The organism is Halochromatium salexigens (genome assembly GCF_016653295.1).
Classification (GTDB): domain Bacteria; phylum Pseudomonadota; class Gammaproteobacteria; order Chromatiales; family Chromatiaceae; genus Lamprobacter; species Lamprobacter salexigens.
In genome coordinates this window covers 1-16,645 of the sequence record NZ_NHSF01000082.1, presented here as the reverse complement: position 1 = coordinate 16,645, position 16,645 = coordinate 1, and the positions used below count along the sequence as shown (strand labels likewise).

Annotated in this window: 12 protein-coding genes and 1 pseudogene; 10 read left to right on the top strand and 3 right to left on the bottom strand. The window is 64.1% G+C overall.

From position 1 onward, the window contains the following. Positions 1-128: 128 nt before the first annotated feature. The 8 genes and pseudogenes from CCR82_RS17370 to CCR82_RS17335 all read left to right on the top strand — a co-directional run. Positions 129-248: pseudogene (locus CCR82_RS17370) on the top strand (DUF444 family protein); the annotation flags it as partial. 8 nt (positions 249-256) lie between these two features. Next, complete coding sequence (locus CCR82_RS17365; protein WP_201247078.1) at positions 257-1,750, top strand: SpoVR family protein; 1,494 nt, start codon at positions 257-259, stop codon at positions 1,748-1,750. Positions 1,751-1,835: 85 nt separating this feature from the next. Continuing rightward, positions 1,836-2,849: an SPFH domain-containing protein gene (locus CCR82_RS17360; RefSeq protein WP_201247077.1), complete on the top strand. Its 1,014-nt coding sequence runs from the start codon at positions 1,836-1,838 to the stop codon at positions 2,847-2,849. Positions 2,850-2,860: 11 nt separating this feature from the next. Further along, the gene (locus CCR82_RS17355; protein ID WP_201247076.1) at positions 2,861-3,829 is read left to right on the top strand and encodes an SPFH domain-containing protein; all 969 of its coding nucleotides are present in this window, start codon (positions 2,861-2,863) and stop codon (positions 3,827-3,829) included. Positions 3,830-3,990: 161 nt separating this feature from the next. Further along, entirely contained in the window at positions 3,991-4,278 is a 288-nt protein-coding gene (locus CCR82_RS17350; RefSeq protein WP_201247075.1) for an encapsulin-associated ferritin-like protein, read from the top strand. Between the two features lie 100 nt (positions 4,279-4,378). Next, positions 4,379-5,647, top strand: coding sequence for a glycosyltransferase family protein (locus tag CCR82_RS17345; protein WP_201247074.1), 1,269 nt, complete (start codon positions 4,379-4,381; stop codon positions 5,645-5,647). Between the two features lie 159 nt (positions 5,648-5,806). After that, positions 5,807-6,364, top strand: coding sequence for a hypothetical protein (locus tag CCR82_RS17340; protein ID WP_201247073.1), 558 nt, complete (start codon positions 5,807-5,809; stop codon positions 6,362-6,364). A gap of 99 nt (positions 6,365-6,463) precedes the next feature. Then, positions 6,464-8,431 carry an alpha-amylase family glycosyl hydrolase gene (locus tag CCR82_RS17335; protein ID WP_201247072.1) on the top strand — a complete coding sequence of 656 codons (1,968 nt, stop codon included), beginning with the start codon at positions 6,464-6,466 and terminating at the stop codon, positions 8,429-8,431. 32 nt (positions 8,432-8,463) lie between these two features. Here CCR82_RS17335 and CCR82_RS17330 read toward each other — a convergent pair whose 3' ends face one another. After that, complete coding sequence (locus tag CCR82_RS17330) at positions 8,464-9,777, bottom strand: ATP-grasp domain-containing protein (protein WP_201247071.1); 1,314 nt, start codon at positions 9,775-9,777, stop codon at positions 8,464-8,466. Positions 9,778-9,792: 15 nt separating this feature from the next. Further along, the gene (locus CCR82_RS17325) at positions 9,793-11,823 is read right to left on the bottom strand and encodes a CocE/NonD family hydrolase (RefSeq protein WP_201247070.1); all 2,031 of its coding nucleotides are present in this window, start codon (positions 11,821-11,823) and stop codon (positions 9,793-9,795) included. A gap of 86 nt (positions 11,824-11,909) precedes the next feature. Here CCR82_RS17325 and CCR82_RS17320 point away from each other — a divergent pair, with 86 nt between their 5' ends. Both CCR82_RS17320 and cbiB read left to right on the top strand, forming a co-directional pair. After that, complete coding sequence (locus CCR82_RS17320; RefSeq protein ID WP_201247069.1) at positions 11,910-13,247, top strand: adenosylcobinamide amidohydrolase; 1,338 nt, start codon at positions 11,910-11,912, stop codon at positions 13,245-13,247. Next, positions 13,238-14,215, top strand: a complete 978-nt coding sequence (gene cbiB, locus CCR82_RS17315; protein WP_201247068.1) for an adenosylcobinamide-phosphate synthase CbiB — start codon at positions 13,238-13,240, stop codon at positions 14,213-14,215. Before CCR82_RS17320 ends, cbiB begins: the two co-directional genes overlap by 10 nt. Positions 14,216-14,219: 4 nt before the next feature. Here the strand turns inward: cbiB and CCR82_RS17310 are convergent. Next, positions 14,220-16,645: putative bifunctional diguanylate cyclase/phosphodiesterase (locus CCR82_RS17310; RefSeq protein ID WP_201247067.1), on the bottom strand; the 2,426-nt coding region annotated here is incomplete at its 5' end.

Below are 16,645 nucleotides of genomic sequence, written 5' to 3'. Positions count from 1 at the left end.
AAACGCTTGAAGGCCGCTTGCAACGAGGATTACCTTGCAAAACTGCTCTTCGAGTGGCCCGAGAACAAGGAGGAAACAGGAGCATCAGGGAAAGCTAATATTAGCAAATCTTGATGCGATTGCCCTGTCTCTGGTATGCCTATCAGGATGTGAAGGCAGCGTATTCCCACTTCGCAATGGAAGAGATCAACGGTGCCGAGGATATCTTTCCGGTCTTCCGTGAGCTGTTCAAACGGCAAGAGGCCTAGTTCCCGGTATGGCAAGCAATCGCATCATCTCCGATAGTTCGGAATGGACCTTTCCGTTACTGAAGCAATTCGATCAAGAGATCGCGCGGATCGCGCATGACGAGTTTGGCTTAGACACCTATGCCAATCAGGTCGAGGTGATCTCTTCGGAACAGATGATCGATGCCTATTCATCGGTTGGGTTGCCGATCAATTACCATCACTGGTCCTACGGCAAGCAATTCGTCGCTACCGAGCAGACCTATCGGCGCGGGCAGATGGGCCTGGCCTATGAGATCGTGATCAACTCCGATCCCTGCATTGCCTACCTGATGGAGGAAAACACCCTGCCTATGCAGGCGCTGGTGATCGCACATGCCTGCTATGGTCATAACAGCTTCTTCAAGGGCAACTACCTGTTCCAGACCTGGACCAGTGCCGATGCCATCATCGACTACCTGGTCTTCGCCCGTACGTACATTGCCGAGTGCGAGGAGCGTTACGGCACCGAAGAGGTTGAGCTACTGCTCGACTCCTGTCACTCGTTGATGAACTACGGCGTTGATCGTTATCGGCGACCCGCACCACTCTCGATGGCCGAGGAGAAGCGCCAACAATGCGAACGCGAAGCCTATCTTCAGTCCCAGATTAATGATCTTTGGCGAACGCTGCCGGTGGCCGATAAGGAGCAGGGCCGTCTCGACGAGCGACGTTTCCCGGACGAGCCGCAGGAGAATCTCCTCTATTTCATTGAGAAGAATGCGCCATTGCTCGAGCCCTGGCAGCGCGAGATCGTGCGCATCGTGCGCAAGGTCGCACAATACTTCTATCCGCAGCGCCAAACCCAGGTGATGAACGAGGGTTGGGCCACCTTCTGGCATTACACGCTGCTCAATCGGCTCTATGATGAAGGGTTCGTCGGCGACGGTTTCATGATGGAAGTGCTGCAGTCACATACCAACGTCGTCTATCAGCCGCCGTTCGATTCCCCCTATTACAGCGGCATCAATCCCTACGCGCTCGGCTTCGCGATGATGCGCGACATCCGCCGTATCTGTGAAGAGCCTACCGACGAAGACCGCCACTGGTTCCCGGACATGGTCGATCAGGACTGGCGTCGAGTACTGGATTTCGCGATGCGTAACTTCAAGGATGAGAGCTTCATCGCTCAGTTTCTCTCGCCCCATCTGATGCGCGAACTGCGGATGTTCGCGGTCTCCGACAACGACCGTGAAGACACCTTGGAGATCACCGCGATCCACGAAGAGACGGGCTATCGCCAGTTACGCCAACGCCTGGCCGATCAATACAACCTTGGCAGTCGCGAGCCCAATATTCAGGTCTACAATGTCGATGTGCGCGGCGACCGCTCGCTGACGCTCCGTCATTTTCGCTACAATCGGCGCCCGCTCGCCGATTCGCTGGATGAGATGCTACGACATATCCGTCGCCTCTGGGGCTTCGAGGTGCGTATGGAGGCCGTCGACGAGCAGGGGCGCGTGCAGCTCATCGGCGAGACTTGAAGCGGAGCACAGGGGCGCGAAACTGCCCTGATCCACGCTCGGCGACCGCTCGCTTGGCAGCTGCTCACTTGGCATAGGGGGATCAATGCCGTTACTCGCCTTTCTTTTTGGACTCTTCGTCTATATCGCCTTCAAAGTCTTTATTCGGGCCCTCTACACCGTCAAGCCCAATGAACGGGCGGTGCTGACCTCGTTCGGGCGTGCGGTGCGTCTCGGTGATCAATGGGTCACCGACGAACACCTCAATGAGGATGAGCGCGCGCGTTACCACTTCCCGCAGTTGCGCGTGATCGGGCCCGGTGGGCCGTACTTCAAATGGCCCTGGCAAGCGGTGCACAAGGTTGATATCGCCACCCAGTCGATCGACCTGACCTGGGACCCGACCAAGCGCCAGAACACGATCGAGGCGGTGACCAAGGACAATCTGACCACCGGCGTCGATGGCCAGATCCGGTTTCGCGTCGCCGAGGGCAATCTCTATGCCTACTGTTTCGGTGTCGATAGTCCCCTCGAGCATGTGATGGGGTATTTCATCGCGGTCTTGCGCGAGCGCATCGCCAACTTCGTCGATCCCAGGGGCCAAAGCCTGGTCGATACCGGCGATGTCGCCGGCGAGGAGGCGAGCGCGGCGGTCGAGTTGACCGAGGGCGTCTCGATCAACGATCTGCGCAAGAATCTCCCGCTCCTGAACGACTACATGGAGACCCAGTGCCGCTCGACCGGGGCGCGTTATGGGATCGAACTCGACGCGGCGCTGATCACCCAGATCGACCCGCCCAGCGAGGTCGATCGGGCGCTGTCGGCGATCAACAGCACGCGCAACCAGGTGGCCGCCGACATCAGCACCGCGCGTGCCGATGCCGAGCAGCAGATCACCATGAGCAAGCGCGCGGTCGACATCGCCAGCAACAACGCCCAGGCCGAGGTCGCCCCGCTGCGCGAGCTGGCGACGACCCTGATGGGCATCAAACGCACCGGCGGCAGTGCGGCCTTGCGCGCCTATATCCGCAATATGCGCATCCCGCTGCTGAAGCAGGCCAAGCGCATCGTGCAGGTCGCGGGGCCAAGGTCGGAGGACACCGAGCAGCGGTCTCGCTGAGGAACACGATCATGCCCATCTCCGAACTCTCCCCGCTGCTGGCCTTCCTGGTCGGCCTCGCCGCGATCCCGCTCCTGCTGGGCCTGGCCCAGAAGCTTGGTCTCTACGCGATCGTGCATGAGCGTGAGTCACAGGTCTTCACCCTCTTCGGCAAGGTCATCGGCACCCTTGACGAGCCCGGTTTGCGCTTCCCGATCCTCTATTTTGGTCCCAAGGCGCTGTTGGTGGCCTTCTTCGGTAAACGCTACCTGGTCAACACCAAGCTGCGTCAGTACTACCTGCGCGATCTGATGGTGAACTCGGAGGAGGGCACCCCCATGGGCGTCGGCATCTGGTACGAGATGCAGGTCTGCGATCCGGCCGACTATCTGTTCACCAATGCCAATCCCGAAGGCTCGCTGCAGGCCAATGTCGCCAGCTCGACGATCTCGACGCTGTCCAACCTCGAGATGGACAAGATGCTCGAGGACCGCCACCAGCTCAGCCGCAAGGTGCGCGCGACGGTCTCGCCGCTGTCGGAGAAGTGGGGCTACAAGCTCGGCTCGGTCTACATCCGCAAGGTCGCCTTCACCGATCGGCAGATGGTCGACAACATCACCGAGAAGGTGGTCAAGCGCCTGATCCAGGTCACCAGCGCGATGAAGCAGGACGGCGAGAACCGCGTCGGCCTGATCAAGAGCGAGACCGCGTTCAAGGTCTCGCAGAAGATGGCCGAGGCCACCGCGACGCGACCCCGCGTGGTCGGCGAGGCGCTCAACGCGATCGCCCGCGAGGACCCGGAAACACTGGCGGCGCTGATGGAGGTGATGGAGACCGAGCAATTGATCGCCTCGGGTGCCGAGGTCGATGTGCTGCCGCGCGAGGCGCAGGTGCTGGTCTCGCTCGGCAACGCCGGTCGCGGTGCGGGCGGTGGCAGCAGTGGGAGCGGCAGCGGGGGCAGCGCCTCGGGGCTGGCGCTGGACCCGAGCACCTTCTCCTGAATGAAGGAGTTGCGTGATTCAATGGGGTCGCAGCGCCCGTTGTATTTTTCGCGCCGGGCTCGGACAATGCACGCACGGGAGCGGCCAGCACGTTGGGCTCCTGATCCTGATCATTCATCGGGGCTGTCGCGCATCGGCCCCCCCTGCTGTGGAGACGCATCATGTCCAATGAGGGCTATCACGAGCCGGTTGCTGAGCTGTCGGAGGCCACCCGCGATATGCATCGCGCCATCACCTCGCTGATGGAGGAGTTGGAAGCCGTGGACTGGTACAACCAGCGCGTCGATGTCTGCAAGGATGCCGAACTCAAGGCCATCCTCGCGCATAACCGCGATGAGGAAAAGGAGCATGCGGCGATGGTGCTCGAGTGGATTCGCCGCCAAGACCCGACCTTCGACGAGGAACTCAAGGACTACCTGTTCACCGAGAAGCCCATCGCTCACGACTAGCGCGCGCTGGCGCCGCTCGTGATGGCCAAACAGCCGGTTGGTTCGCCCGGCCGGCTGCCCTCGCGGCCGATCGCCCCGCATCCTCGCCAGGAGAGAGCGCATGGCCGATTTCCACCAAGAGCCGCAGATCACGACGCTGCATGCGCTGCACGAGGCCTTCGATCGCACCGCCTATCTGAGCAACCTCGAACACAAGCTCGAGTGCCATGCCAAGCACGATCACATGTGCCTGTTGCTGCCGTCGCTGTTCAGCGAGATCAGCAATGGCGATGTGCTCGATCGCATCGTCACTCAGATCGCCGAGGTGGGGTATCTGAGCAGTATCGTCATTGCGCTCGGAGGCGCGCCGGAAGAGGAGCACTTTCGCGAGGCGCAGCGGTATTTTGGCCGCTTGGCACGTCCGGATTGCAGCGTTCGGGTGGTCTGGGTCGATGGGCCGCGCGTCCAAGCGCTGCTGAGCGAACTCGGTGAGCGCGGGATACCGACCGGCCTTCAAGGCAAGGGGCAGTCGGTTTGGGTGACCTTGGGCTACCTGTTCGCGCGTGGCGAGGCCCATACCATCGCCCTGCATGACTGCGATATCGTCACCTACGATCGCACCATGCTTGGGCGATTGATCGAACCCGTCGCCAACCCGAACAACGCCTTCCAATTCTGCAAGGGGTACTATGCACGGATCTCGCCGAGCGAGCGCTCAATGAAAGGGCGGGTGACGCGCCTGTTCGTCACCCCCTTTGTCGATACCCTCTCGCGGGTGATGTGCAACCAAGGGATGCCGGAGCTTCAGCGGTTCTTCGAGTATCACCGTGGCTTCAAGTATCCGCTTGCGGGCGAGTTCTGTTTTACCTCGGACCTCGCGCGCGGGCTCAATATCGCCTACGACTGGGGGCTCGAGGTCGCGACCCTGTCACAGGTCTACGACCAGGTGACACGGCGCCAGGTCGCGCAGATCGATCTCACGGCCAACTACGAGCACAAGCATCAGGAGCTATCTCCGCACGATACCTCGCGCGGCCTGCATCGGATGGTGGTCGACATCGCAAAGTTCTATCTGACTTACATGCGCTCGCATGGCGTATCGCTCGATGATGCCTATGTCGACATGCTGTTGCACACCTACTATCAGACCGCGCTGACCTATGTGCGCAAATACAGCTACGATGCCGACGTGAATGACCTTGCTTACGATCTTTACCAAGAAGAGGCCGCCGCAGGTCACTTCCGTGGCTTTCTCTGGGATGCCTGGATGCAGACCAAGGGACCGCAGGAAGCGAAGTTGATCCCGTCCTGGAATCGTGTCGCCTATAGTTTTCCGCTGGTCTACGAGCGTCTGCTCGAGGCAATTGAAGCTGATCATGCCTCGGCCTGAGCCCGCGCTGGTTGGTCCGGCGCCTATCCGCGTTGATACTATGCTGATCGCGGCCTTTGCTTAGGGTTGCTCGATGGACGCCCGAGCCCGCGAGCGCCAAGGGGGCAAGTCCGCGTCGATGTGCGTTGCACAAGAACCCACCTACAGAGGAGATATCACGTGTCCGAATCCGCGATGACCGACGCTCATTCCGCCTCTAAGCCAAGCTGGCTCAAGCTGCTGATCCCCAGCCTGCCTTATCTGGCCCTGTACATTGCTTCCCTCGTGCTCATCGGGATGACCGAATCCCAGCCCGAACGGGCAACCACGCTGTGGAAATGGTTCATGCCCGTCGTGGCGCTGGTGTCGATGATGGGGGGATGGCGTTTTTCGGGCGAGGACGCAAAGGAGAAGGGCGTCTACATTGCCAAACAACTGCTGTACTGGGGCGCGGTGCTGCTGGTGATCAATCTATTGTTCATGGGCGATACCCCGAACTTCCTCAACGCCGAGACGCAGGGCTTCGTGATCGCCTATATCCTGGGGCTCTCGGCCTTGCTGTCGGGCATCTATCTCGACTGGAAGATGTCCCTCTTCGGTGCCTTCATGATCGCGAGCGCCATCGGTCTCGCCTTCCTCGATGACAATGCCTTGCTCATCAGTCTTGCCGCTGTCCTCGTCGCCGGCGTCGTGATGCTGCTGTTGCTGCGCCGGCGCGGCGGCAAGTCGAGCGACTGAAACGGCGGCGCTCGCTCCTCCTGAGCGATCTTGGCGATGGTGCCTGCGCCGTCGCCGAGGTCGGCACAGGCATCAGGTCCGCCCACAACCGAAGAATCCATGGATAACAAGACACCGATCAACGACGAGCAGTGGGTGCGCGAGCAGGCGGACCGCTCCCTCGCGCGCCTGCTCCCGCGCCTCGAACAGCGCTTCAGTGGCGCCGCCGACGAGGTCGAGTGGCTCGGTTACCGCGAGCGCCTCGAGCGCCACTTTCCGCGCCTGTTCAAACGCCTCTATGGCCTCTACGGGGGCTACTACGATTTTTTCTATCATCTCGAGAGCATCGTCGCCTCGGCCACCGAGATGTGGATCGCGCGCTCGCCGGAACTCAAGGCGCTGGATGCGATGCGCGGTGCCGATCCCTACTGGTATCAGTCCAATCGGATGGTCGGCGCCATGTGCTATGTCGATCTCTTCGCCGATGATCTGGCCGGGTTGCGCGAGCGCATCCCCTATCTGACCGAACTCGGCATCACCTACCTGCACCTGATGCCGGTGTTCCGCTCGCCCGATGGCGACAACGATGGCGGCTATGCGGTCAGCAGTTATCGCGAGGTCGACCCCGCGCTCGGCACCATGGACGATCTCGCCGACCTGGCCACCGAGCTGCGCCATCACGGCATCTCGCTGACGCTGGATTTCGTCTTCAATCACACCAGCGACGAGCATGAATGGGCGCGCGCGGCCCTGGCCGGTGATCGCACGCACCAGGGCTACTACCGGCTGTTTCCGGATCGCACACTGCCGGATCTGTACGAGAAGACCATGCCCGAGGTCTTCGGCGAGGACCATCCCGGCGCCTTCACCTATCGCACCGGCATCAAGAAATGGGTCTGGACCACCTTCCACACCTATCAATGGGACCTGAACTACGAGAATCCGGAGGTCTTCAACCGGATGCTCGAGGAGATGCTGTTCCTGGCCAATCAGGGCGTCGAGATCCTGCGTCTGGATGCGGTCGCCTTCCTCTGGAAGCGGCTCGGCACCAACTCGCAGAACCTGCCCGAGGCGCACTGGATCATCCAGGCCTTCAATGCCTTGGTCAGCATCGCCGCGCCGGCGATGGTGTTCAAATCCGAGGCCATCGTGCACCCGGACGAGGTGCGCGAGTACGTCAGCATCGATGAATGTCCGCTGTCCTATAATCCGCAGTTGATGGCCTTGCTCTGGGACGCGCTGGCGACACGCGATGTGCGCGTCCTGCAGCGGGCGATGCAGAGCCGCTTCGCGGTGCCCTCGGGCTGCGCCTGGGTCAACTATGTGCGCTGCCATGACGATATCGGTTGGGCCTTCGCCAACGACGATGTCGAGGCCGTCGGCTTCGACCCGGACGCGCACCGGCTGTTTCTGACCCGCTTCTTCACCGGGCGCTTCGAGGGCAGCTTCGCGCGTGGCGCCCCGTTCCAGGAAGACCCGGCGACCGGCAACGCCCGCGTCTCCGGGACCTGCGCCTCGCTGACCGGATTCGAGAAGGCACTCGAGCAGAACGATGAGGCCGAGCTGGAACTGGCGATCGGCCGCCTCCTGCTGATCCACGGCATCATCATCATGATCGGCGGTATCCCGCTGATCTACCTCGGCGACGAGATCGCCACCCTGAACGACTACGGCTACGATCAGGATGCCGAGAAGGTCGGCGATTCACGCTGGCTGCATCGCGGCACCTTCGATTGGGAACGCGCCGAGCAACGCCGCGATCGCGAGACGGTGCCGGGGCGCGTCTATCAGGGGCTGCTACGCCTGTTGCAGGTGCGCGGCCATAACCACGCCTTCGCGCGCGGTGACACCGAGCTGCTCGATACCGGCAATCGGCAGGTATTCGGCTTCCTGCGCTCGAGCGAGCAGTCCACCGTCTTCGTGGTCGGCAACTTCAGCGAGCATCCGCAGCGCCTGGAGGCACGCCGGCTGCGCCAGATGGGGATGCGCAAGACCATGGTCGATCTGTTCGCCGGTCAGACCATCATCGCCACCCAGGAGCTGCTGCTCGAGCCCTATCAGCTGATGGCCCTGGCGCGCTCGGCCTAGCGGCGGCCATCCAGTGCCGCTCAGGCCCAGGCTCAAGCGGCCGGCGTGTGGTACTCGGTCTCGACCTCGAACTCGATGTCGAACTGCAGCGCATCGAGCACCTGGTCGTACTTGTCGAGCAGCTCGGTGCGATCGCGCCCGCCGATGTAGGCATTGGCAAGCTCGAAGCTATAGCTGTCCTGGTTGGCGAGCGTGAGCAGATCGTCGCCCTTTTTGACCATCACCTGGATGCGCGTATCGCCCTGTCGCCGGCTGACCCGCGTCAGGGTCTCGGGCTTCGGCACGAAGGTGACCCGGCCGGGCTCGAAGGCACGGGTGAAGAAATGCGCGGCGACATTCCAGCGCCCCTGGCGACCGAGCGGGGCGGGCTTGTGCCCGAGCGCGAGGTCGACCACCACCGACAGGTGCGAGACCCCATGCACCTTCTCGAACAGGTCGGCGTGGCTCTGCGAGGCGCGCGGGTTGACCTCCAGCAGCCAGACCTTGTCGTTGGTCTGGTCATAGAAGAACTCGACATTGAACGGGCCGTGCGCGAAGCCGAATTGCTGGATCACCAGCCGCGTGACATCCATCATCCGATGCTGGATCTCGAGCGGCAGGATGGAGGGGTATTCGTAGCGGGCAAAGGATGAGGAGGTCGCCTCGCGCACGCTGTCGACGACGCCATAGACCACGACTTTGCCGTCATAGGCATAGCCTTCCAGCGTGCATTGCGCGCCGCCGATCGAGGATTCGGCGATGAAGCTCTCCGGCATCTCGGTCAGCTCTGGCGGCATGTCATAGGCACGCATGACCGCGCGGAACGGCTCGGTGATGGCGCCGCCGCGTTCCCGACAGACCTCCATGATGTCGGCGAACGGGCGCGGGCCGTTGATCGCATAGGCGAGGTAGGAGCGAAACGACTTCACCGGCTTGATCCAGAACGGCGGCAGCATGCCGATCTTCGCGTAGGCGTCGTCATCACGCGGATCGAAGGCGACGAAGGCCGGGATGTGCTCCGGCACCACCTTTTGTTGCTCGAGCCGCGACCAGTATTTGTGCTCGCACTTGAAGATTGGCTCGAGGCCCGGCCCGGGCAGTCCGAACCGCTCGGCCAGCGCGGCTGCGATGATGGTGCCGGGGAAATCAAAAAAGCTCGCCACACCAGCGGGCCCACCGGGCGCCTCGGCCATGCGCGCGGCCGCAAGCTCGATCAGCTCGGCGACATCGACATCCGGGTCATCGCGCATCTCCGCCAGCGTCAGGGCCGGGAGAAAGTCGAATTCGTTGGCTTGTAGCAGGGTCTCGAGCGTTTCCTGGTTGAAGGCATCGAGGCCGACGAAGAAGAGTTGGCGTTTTTCAGGCATTCAGTGGTGTTCTCATCAAACGAGGTTGCGGGGCACCGTCTCGTCCCAGCTCTTGGAAAAGATGCGCGCTTCGCCCTCATAGGCGTCCAGCGTGGCGCGGATGACGAAATCGGTCTCGGTGGAGGTCAGCACCGTGCGCGTCACGGTACTGACCACCCAGTCGTTACGACGAAATTCACGGACGTGCTCGACGAATCCGCGCAGGGTGGCGTAATCGTTGTTGACGTAGGAGTAGCGTTCCCGCGCATGGCGTTTGAACGCGATGATCGTCTCATCGAGCCGATAATGCGCGTCGTTGTTGACCACATTCAATTCCACCCGGTTCGATCCCAGGTCCAGATTCACCGTCCAGCGCCGATCGGCGGGGGCGAGCAGCGTCTGTGGCAAGGGCTCGGCCATGCGCGGCGGGCCGAACGCACGCAAGGCGCCGTCCTCCGCGCGTGGCGGGCGCACGGGCAGGATCAGCCGCGAGTGCTCGGGATAGATCGTCAATCGCGCCGGGCGCGGCGACGGCCAGGCCAGGGGCCAGTAGGACGAGGAGATCGCCACCCGAATCGAATGCCCGCGCGGGAAATGCTGGGCGATGTTGTTGAGCGTGACCGCGACCCGCTGACGCTCGCCCGGCTGCAAGGGCCGCGGGAATTCATGGCTCTCGGCATGGGTCAGGTTGAGGATGCCGAAGCTCACCCGCGCCGAGCGCCCATCGGGCGAGACATCGCAGAGGCGCACCGCGACCATCGCGATGGGCTGGTCGGCGGCCACCTCGAGTTCCACCACCGGCGCGCCCATGATCTCGATCGCGTCCTCGAGCGGCCAGCTGTCGAACAGCAAGGCACCGCCATCTTCCTGGCGTTGATCCCAGGGCAGGTCGGTCTCTTCGGCGTAGGAACACCACTTGCCCGCGAACAGCCCGACCGACAGCGGCGACTGGATGGTCATGGGCTCGGCATCGCGTGCGCGTGCGATCAGACCGGGATTGAGCAGCGCACCGGCGCCGAGGCGCCAGGCCTGCTCCTTGATCCGCGCTGAGGGCCAGGTCTCCTCGGCCACCCAGTGACCGGGACTCGAGGTGGTGAGCGGCGACGAGGGGTCCATCATCCAGGCGCGCAGGCAGGGCTCGGACTCGATCTCGTTGTCGATGCCCTTGAGCCAACGATCCCACCAAGCGAGGCACTCGCCGAGGAAGTCGATGGCCGGTCCTGGCCCACCCATGTGCGGGTACTTATGACCCCAGGGGCCAACGATGGCGCGGCGCGGCACCTCGAGATGCTGCATCAGCCGGAAGACCGGATTGGTATAGCCATCGCGCCAGCCCGAGACCGCCATCACCGGCACCTGAATGGCGGCGTAGTGCTCGTTCACCGAGCCGGATTTCCAATAGGCGTCGCGGTGTTGATGCTGGAGCCAGGTGTCGAGCCAGAGCCCCGAACCCTCGAGTCGCTCGAGCCACATCCGACGCCAATCCTCGCCCACATGCGCCGGGTCGGGCGGGCAACTGTTGAAGGCGAACATGTTGCCGGCCCAGGACAGGTTGTCGGTCAGCAGACAGCCGCCCATGTAATGGACATCGTCGGTGTAGCGGTCGTCCGACGAGCAGACCGTGATCACGGCGCCAACCTGTGGCGGGCGCAGGGCCGCGAGCTGCAGGCCGTTGAACCCACCCCAGGAGAGCCCGAAGAGGCCGACCTTGCCGTCGGACCAGGGCTGCTCGGCGATCCAAGCCAGGATATCCAGACCATCCTGCATCTCCAGCGGCAGGTATTCGTCGGTCAGGATGCCCTCGCTGTCACCCGAGCCGCGCATGTCGACCCGTAATCCGGCGTAGCCATGGGCGGCGAAGAAGGCATGGATCTGATGATCGCGATTGGCCTTGTTGTCGTTGCGCCGGTACGGGATGTATTCGAGGATCGTCGGCACCGGTGTGGTCTCGGCCCCTTGCGGCAGCCAGAGCTTCGCCGCCAGACGCGTGCCATCGCGCATGCGGATAAAGAGCAGCGGTTGGGTGTCGACGGGCTGCGTCGTCGGTGGCGGGGGTGTGGTGTGCATGGCAGGGAAGCGGCGGACAGGCGATCGGAAACGGCGATGATCACGGTATCATAGTCGGCTCGCAGGTCGGGTATCATCGGCGCGCTATGTTGCTCCGCGAGACCCACCGTTATCACCTCCATCGCCAAGGCCGCTATCTCTGGGCGGCCTTCAAGCGCCCGCATCGGGTGCTCAGTACCTGCAAGGTCAACGGCGGGCTGCGCGAGGATCTCACCCATGTGGCCAACCATCAAAGCTGCGAGGGTGTTGCCCATAATCGCCAGCCCGGGCTTGCTCAATCGCCGCTGCCGGGGCTGGACGCCTTCCATGTCCAGTCCTGTCGCGAGGCGCAGTTGCCGCCGGCGACCACGGCGCTGATGTCGACGGCGGCGAACATGCAGTGCGCGGTGCTCGCGCAGGCCGAGCATGAAGAGCTGTGCGTCTCGGTGGTCGCCACCGCTGGGGTGTTGGGTAACGCGACCCGCGCCGGTGATCCCGCAGGCTGGCACGAGCAGCCTGAAGGCAGCCGCCCCATCCGTCGTTCGGATTCTTCGCGGGCAGACACTCAAGCCGAGGCCGACGCTGATTCTGACGTCAACGTCAACGTCAACGTCAACGCCAACGCTGGCGCTGGCGCTGGAGCCCACCCGGATGGCGTGGCGATCGAGGAGCTTTCGATGGCCGAGCCCACGGTGGCTCGCCTGCGGCCGTCACCGGATGAGACCGGCGCTGGAACCATCGTGCTGCTGGTCTTCATCAACCAGCCCTGCACGCCGGCCTGTCTGACGCGGGCGGCGACCGTCGTGACCGAGGGCAAGAGCACGGCGCTGCTCGATCTGCGCATGCCAAGCCTGCAATCCGCTGGATTGGCGACCGGCACCGGGACGGATCAGCTAGTGATCGCGGCGCCGCTGTTGTCCTCGGGTGGTTCGGAGCAACGCTGGCAACCACAGTGGGAACGCCATTGGGCTGGCGGCCACAACAGCCTGGGCGAATTGCTCGGGCGCGCGACCCATGCCGCCGTGACCCGCTGCATCCTGCTGCAAAATGGCGTCTGTGCCGAGCTGCGCCGCTCCATCTGCGCGGCCTTGGCGCGCCATGGCTGCGACGAGGCCGAACTGCGAGCACAGGCCCGCGCCGCACTCGCCGCGCCCGAGGCCGAGTTGTTCGCGCGCAATCTGACCGCGCTGATCCATGATCCACAAAGCGCAGCGGCCGCCTATGCGCTGGCAGAGATCATCGATCTGGCGCGCGCTGGCGTGCTGCATACCGAGGTGGCGCGCGAGGCGCTGATCAACCAGGCCGCGCTGCTGGCAGCGGCGGTCGCAGTCGCGCCGGAACAATTCGCCGCACTGCGCGAGGCCCTGCAGCCGCATCACGACCTAGCGCCTGGCGCGCTCGCGGCGCGTGCCGTCGCCTTGGGATTCGCGCGCAAATGGACCTGAGCGCGCACCTGCTGCTGATTCTCGGCGCCTGCGCGCTCGATGCACTGCTCGGCGATCCGGTCTATCGGCTGCATCCGATCCGCGTGCTCGGCGCCTGGACGCTGCTGTGGGAGCGCTGGCTGTTCCGTCTCGGGCTCGATGGACACGTTGGTGGCATCCTGCTCTGGATCGCCACCGTGGGGGGTGCGCTCGTGGCCTGGTGGGCGGTGCGCGCGGTGCTCGGCCTGCTGCATCCCTGGCTGGCGTTCGGCTGGGATCTGTTCATCGCCTACAGTCTGCTCTGCGCGCGTGATCTGTTGAATCAGGGCCGGCTTGTCCTGCGGGCACTGGAAGGGGTGCATCCTCAGGATCTCGCCCTCGCCCGGCGCGAATTACAGAAGCTGGTCAGCCGCGAGACCGAGCACCTGCCGCGCGCCGGGATCGTGCGCGCCACCATCGAGAGCCTGTCCGAGAACCTCACCGATGGCGTGTTGACGCCGCTCTGGGCGCTGTGCCTGTTCGGGCTGCCGGGGCTGATCCTGGTCAAGGTGGTCTCGAACCTGGATTCGATGGTCGGCTACAAGAACGCGCGTTACCGCCACTTCGGCTGGGCTGGGGCGCGCTCCGACGATCTGGTGCACTGGCTGCCGGCACGCCTCTCGGTGCTGGTGATCGGGCTCGCGGCGGCGCTGTTGCGCCAGCATCCGCAGCTGGTCTTACCGGCAGCCAAGACCTACCACGCCATGCTGCCGAGTCCGAACTCGGGCTGGAGCGAGGCGGCCTGCGCGGGTGCGCTGCGGGTGCGATTGGTGGGCCCGATCTGGCATGCCGGCCAACGGGTCAACGAGGCCTACATGGGCGATCCCGACTGGCCCGCCGAGCTGGATGGCGAGGATCTGCGCCGCGCCTTGCGGCTGATGCTGGTCGCCTGCCTGATCGCGCTCGTCATCGGGCTGGCCCTGGCGCCGCTGCCGGTGTTGATGCCCTGAGGGCTCAGTGCAACTTCATCTGCCAAGCACGCTCGGTCAACGGCTGATCATGGGCGCGCGCGGCGAGCTGCAGCCAGTCTGCGGTTTCAGCGCCCGACATCGGCGGCGCGATCAAGCGCCCCTGGCCGTGCTCGAAGCCCAGCTCGCGCAGGGTGCCGAGCTGGGTGTTGCTCTCGATGCCTTCGGCGATCGCAAGACTGCCGACCTGCGCGGCGAACAGGCAGCCGATGCGCGCCAGATGCTGCGCGCGCGGCAGATTGGGCAGGGCGGCGACCAGGCTGCGATCGACCTTGATGAAATCTGGCTGCAGGTCGGTGAGCATGGTCAGCGAGGTCAGCCCGGCGCCGAAGTTGTCGACACCGAGCAGGATGTGCTGATTCAGCAGGCGCGGCAGCACCAGGCGCGACCAGTCCAGGTCGGTGCCCAGGGAGCGCTCGGAGAGTTCGAGCCGCAGCGTGCAGGCGTCGATGCCGTGTCTCTGCAAGCCAGCATGCAGGTCATCGAGAAAGCGCCCGTCGATGAGCTGTTGCTCGCAGACATTGATGCTGAGGAAGAGCCCAGGCGACCAGACACCGCGGCGCTGCCAGTCGGCGATCTGCGCGAGCGCCATCTCGATGATCCGTTCACCGAGCGCGCCCAGCAGTCCGGCCGACTCGGCGACGGTCAGGACCTGCTCGACGCTGATGCTCTTCTGGCTCGGGCGCTGCCAGCGCAACAGCGCCTCGAAACCCACCGGTGACATGCTCTCGAGCATCACGATCGGCTGATAGTGCAAGTCGAGCTGATGCGTGCGGATGGCATCCTCGAGCGCCAGCTTCAGCGCCTCCAGAGCTTCGGCGTTCTCGCGCATGCGTGCCTCGAAAGGGGTCGCGCGCCGGCCACCGAGCTGCTTGCTCACCCGCAGGGCGCGGTTGACGTCCTGCATCACCTCATCGACGCTCTGGTACTCGGCGCTGATCCGCAGCAGACCGATGTCGGGCCTGACCAGCACGCTGTCGTCATCGATCTTGATCGGCTCGCGAAAGCGCGCGAGGATGGTCGCCGCCGCGCCCTCGGTCTGGCTCCAGTGCGCCTCGCCAGGCATCAGCACCATGAACTCATCGCCCCCGAAGCGGCCGATGGCCTCGGCCTCGAAGCCAAGCTCGCCGAGGATGGCGGCGAACTGGCGCAGGATCTGATCCCCGCGCGCCTGGCCGAAGCGGTCGTTGATGCGCTTGAAGCCACCGAGATCGATGTAGATCAGGCCCGAGGTGGGGTGGGCCGATGATTTGGCATCAGCAAGTGCCTTGACCAGGCGGGCATGCATCGAGGCGCGACTGTGCAGACCCGTGAGCGAGTCATGGTGCGCCTCGTGGATGAGGCGCCGCTGCAGGGACAGGTTCTCGGCCTTCAGGCGCATGAGAATGGCGATCAGCCAGCAGAGCGACTCGACCAGATTCCCGAGCGGGAAGGCGAATGCGGCGATGGGGGGCAGCCAGACGCCCTGGGTGACCACGGCGGTGGCCTGGATGCCGCCACCGATCAGGGCGGCGGCAAGACCGACGGCGAACCACCGCATGGCGGGCTCGCCGTCGCGCAGGCGTCGCGCGAGCAGCACGATGACCAGGAGCGCCAACAACGGCAGCAGGGCGGCACCGAAGCGGTAGGCCTCGGCATCGAAGGCGGAGAGATAGAAACCGCCCGCACTCAAGGCAACGCTGGTGATCACGATCGAGCGAATGCGCCCGCACGGGCGCAGGAAGGCGATCACGAGCAAGGCGAGACCGATCACGGCGGTGCCAGCGGCGATGGCCTGGAGCAGATGATGCGCGCTCGGCGGAGGCCAGAACGGCAGCCAGGCCGCCCCCAACCCAAGTGCCTGCAATTGATAGCCCTGCAGGGCAACGATGTAGGCGAGGTAGGCGAGGGTGAGGCGACTGCGCTGATAGCGCGTGATCAACAGCGCAATCACGAACAGGGTCGCGAGCATGCCGGTGAACATGCTGATCGCGATCCAGAGAGACTCGCTGAGGCGCTGGAAGCGGGCCTCGCTCATCAGGTCGAGCCAGGGTCGCACCGATTGGTGATCGATGACGATGGCGACCGCCGGTGTCGCGCCCAGCGCCGCCGGTAGCCGCGTGTTGGGAAAGGGACTCGAGAGACTGCGCTGGGCAAAGGGTGTGAAGCGGCCCGATTCCTGTGCGTGGATGCAGCCCTGGGCGTCTTCGGCGAGGACGATGAAACGCTCGACGACGGGATCCTTGATCACGGCGATGAGGGGCGGCGAGGCGGATCGAACGGCGCCTGGCTCGAGGATGAAGGCGCGTTTCGAGGCGTGGCCGTCGAGCGCCGGGATGCGCGGCGTCGGGCAGTGCGCGGGCGCCGCAGCGGCGAGCGTGCGGTAGTGCGCCAGCCAGTCCTCGGCGGAACGGGGGCTGGGTGAGATGGGGG

Bases quoted from the DNA above. Each gene is read 5' to 3' on its own strand.
- CCR82_RS17350 (WP_201247075.1), top strand. From the start codon at position 3,991: ATGTCCAATGAGGGCTATCACGAGCCGGTTGCTGAGCTGTCGGAGGCC.
- cbiB (WP_201247068.1), top strand. From the start codon at position 13,238: ATGGACCTGAGCGCGCACCTGCTGCTGATTCTCGGCGCCTGCGCGCTC.
- CCR82_RS17345 (WP_201247074.1), top strand. From the start codon at position 4,379: ATGGCCGATTTCCACCAAGAGCCGCAGATCACGACGCTGCATGCGCTG.
- CCR82_RS17360 (WP_201247077.1), top strand. From the start codon at position 1,836: ATGCCGTTACTCGCCTTTCTTTTTGGACTCTTCGTCTATATCGCCTTC.
- CCR82_RS17325 (WP_201247070.1), bottom strand. From the start codon at position 11,823: ATGCACACCACACCCCCGCCACCGACGACGCAGCCCGTCGACACCCAA.
- CCR82_RS17335 (WP_201247072.1), top strand. From the start codon at position 6,464: ATGGATAACAAGACACCGATCAACGACGAGCAGTGGGTGCGCGAGCAG.
- CCR82_RS17320 (WP_201247069.1), top strand. From the start codon at position 11,910: ATGTTGCTCCGCGAGACCCACCGTTATCACCTCCATCGCCAAGGCCGC.
- CCR82_RS17355 (WP_201247076.1), top strand. From the start codon at position 2,861: ATGCCCATCTCCGAACTCTCCCCGCTGCTGGCCTTCCTGGTCGGCCTC.
- CCR82_RS17365 (WP_201247078.1), top strand. From the start codon at position 257: ATGGCAAGCAATCGCATCATCTCCGATAGTTCGGAATGGACCTTTCCG.
- CCR82_RS17330 (WP_201247071.1), bottom strand. From the start codon at position 9,777: ATGCCTGAAAAACGCCAACTCTTCTTCGTCGGCCTCGATGCCTTCAAC.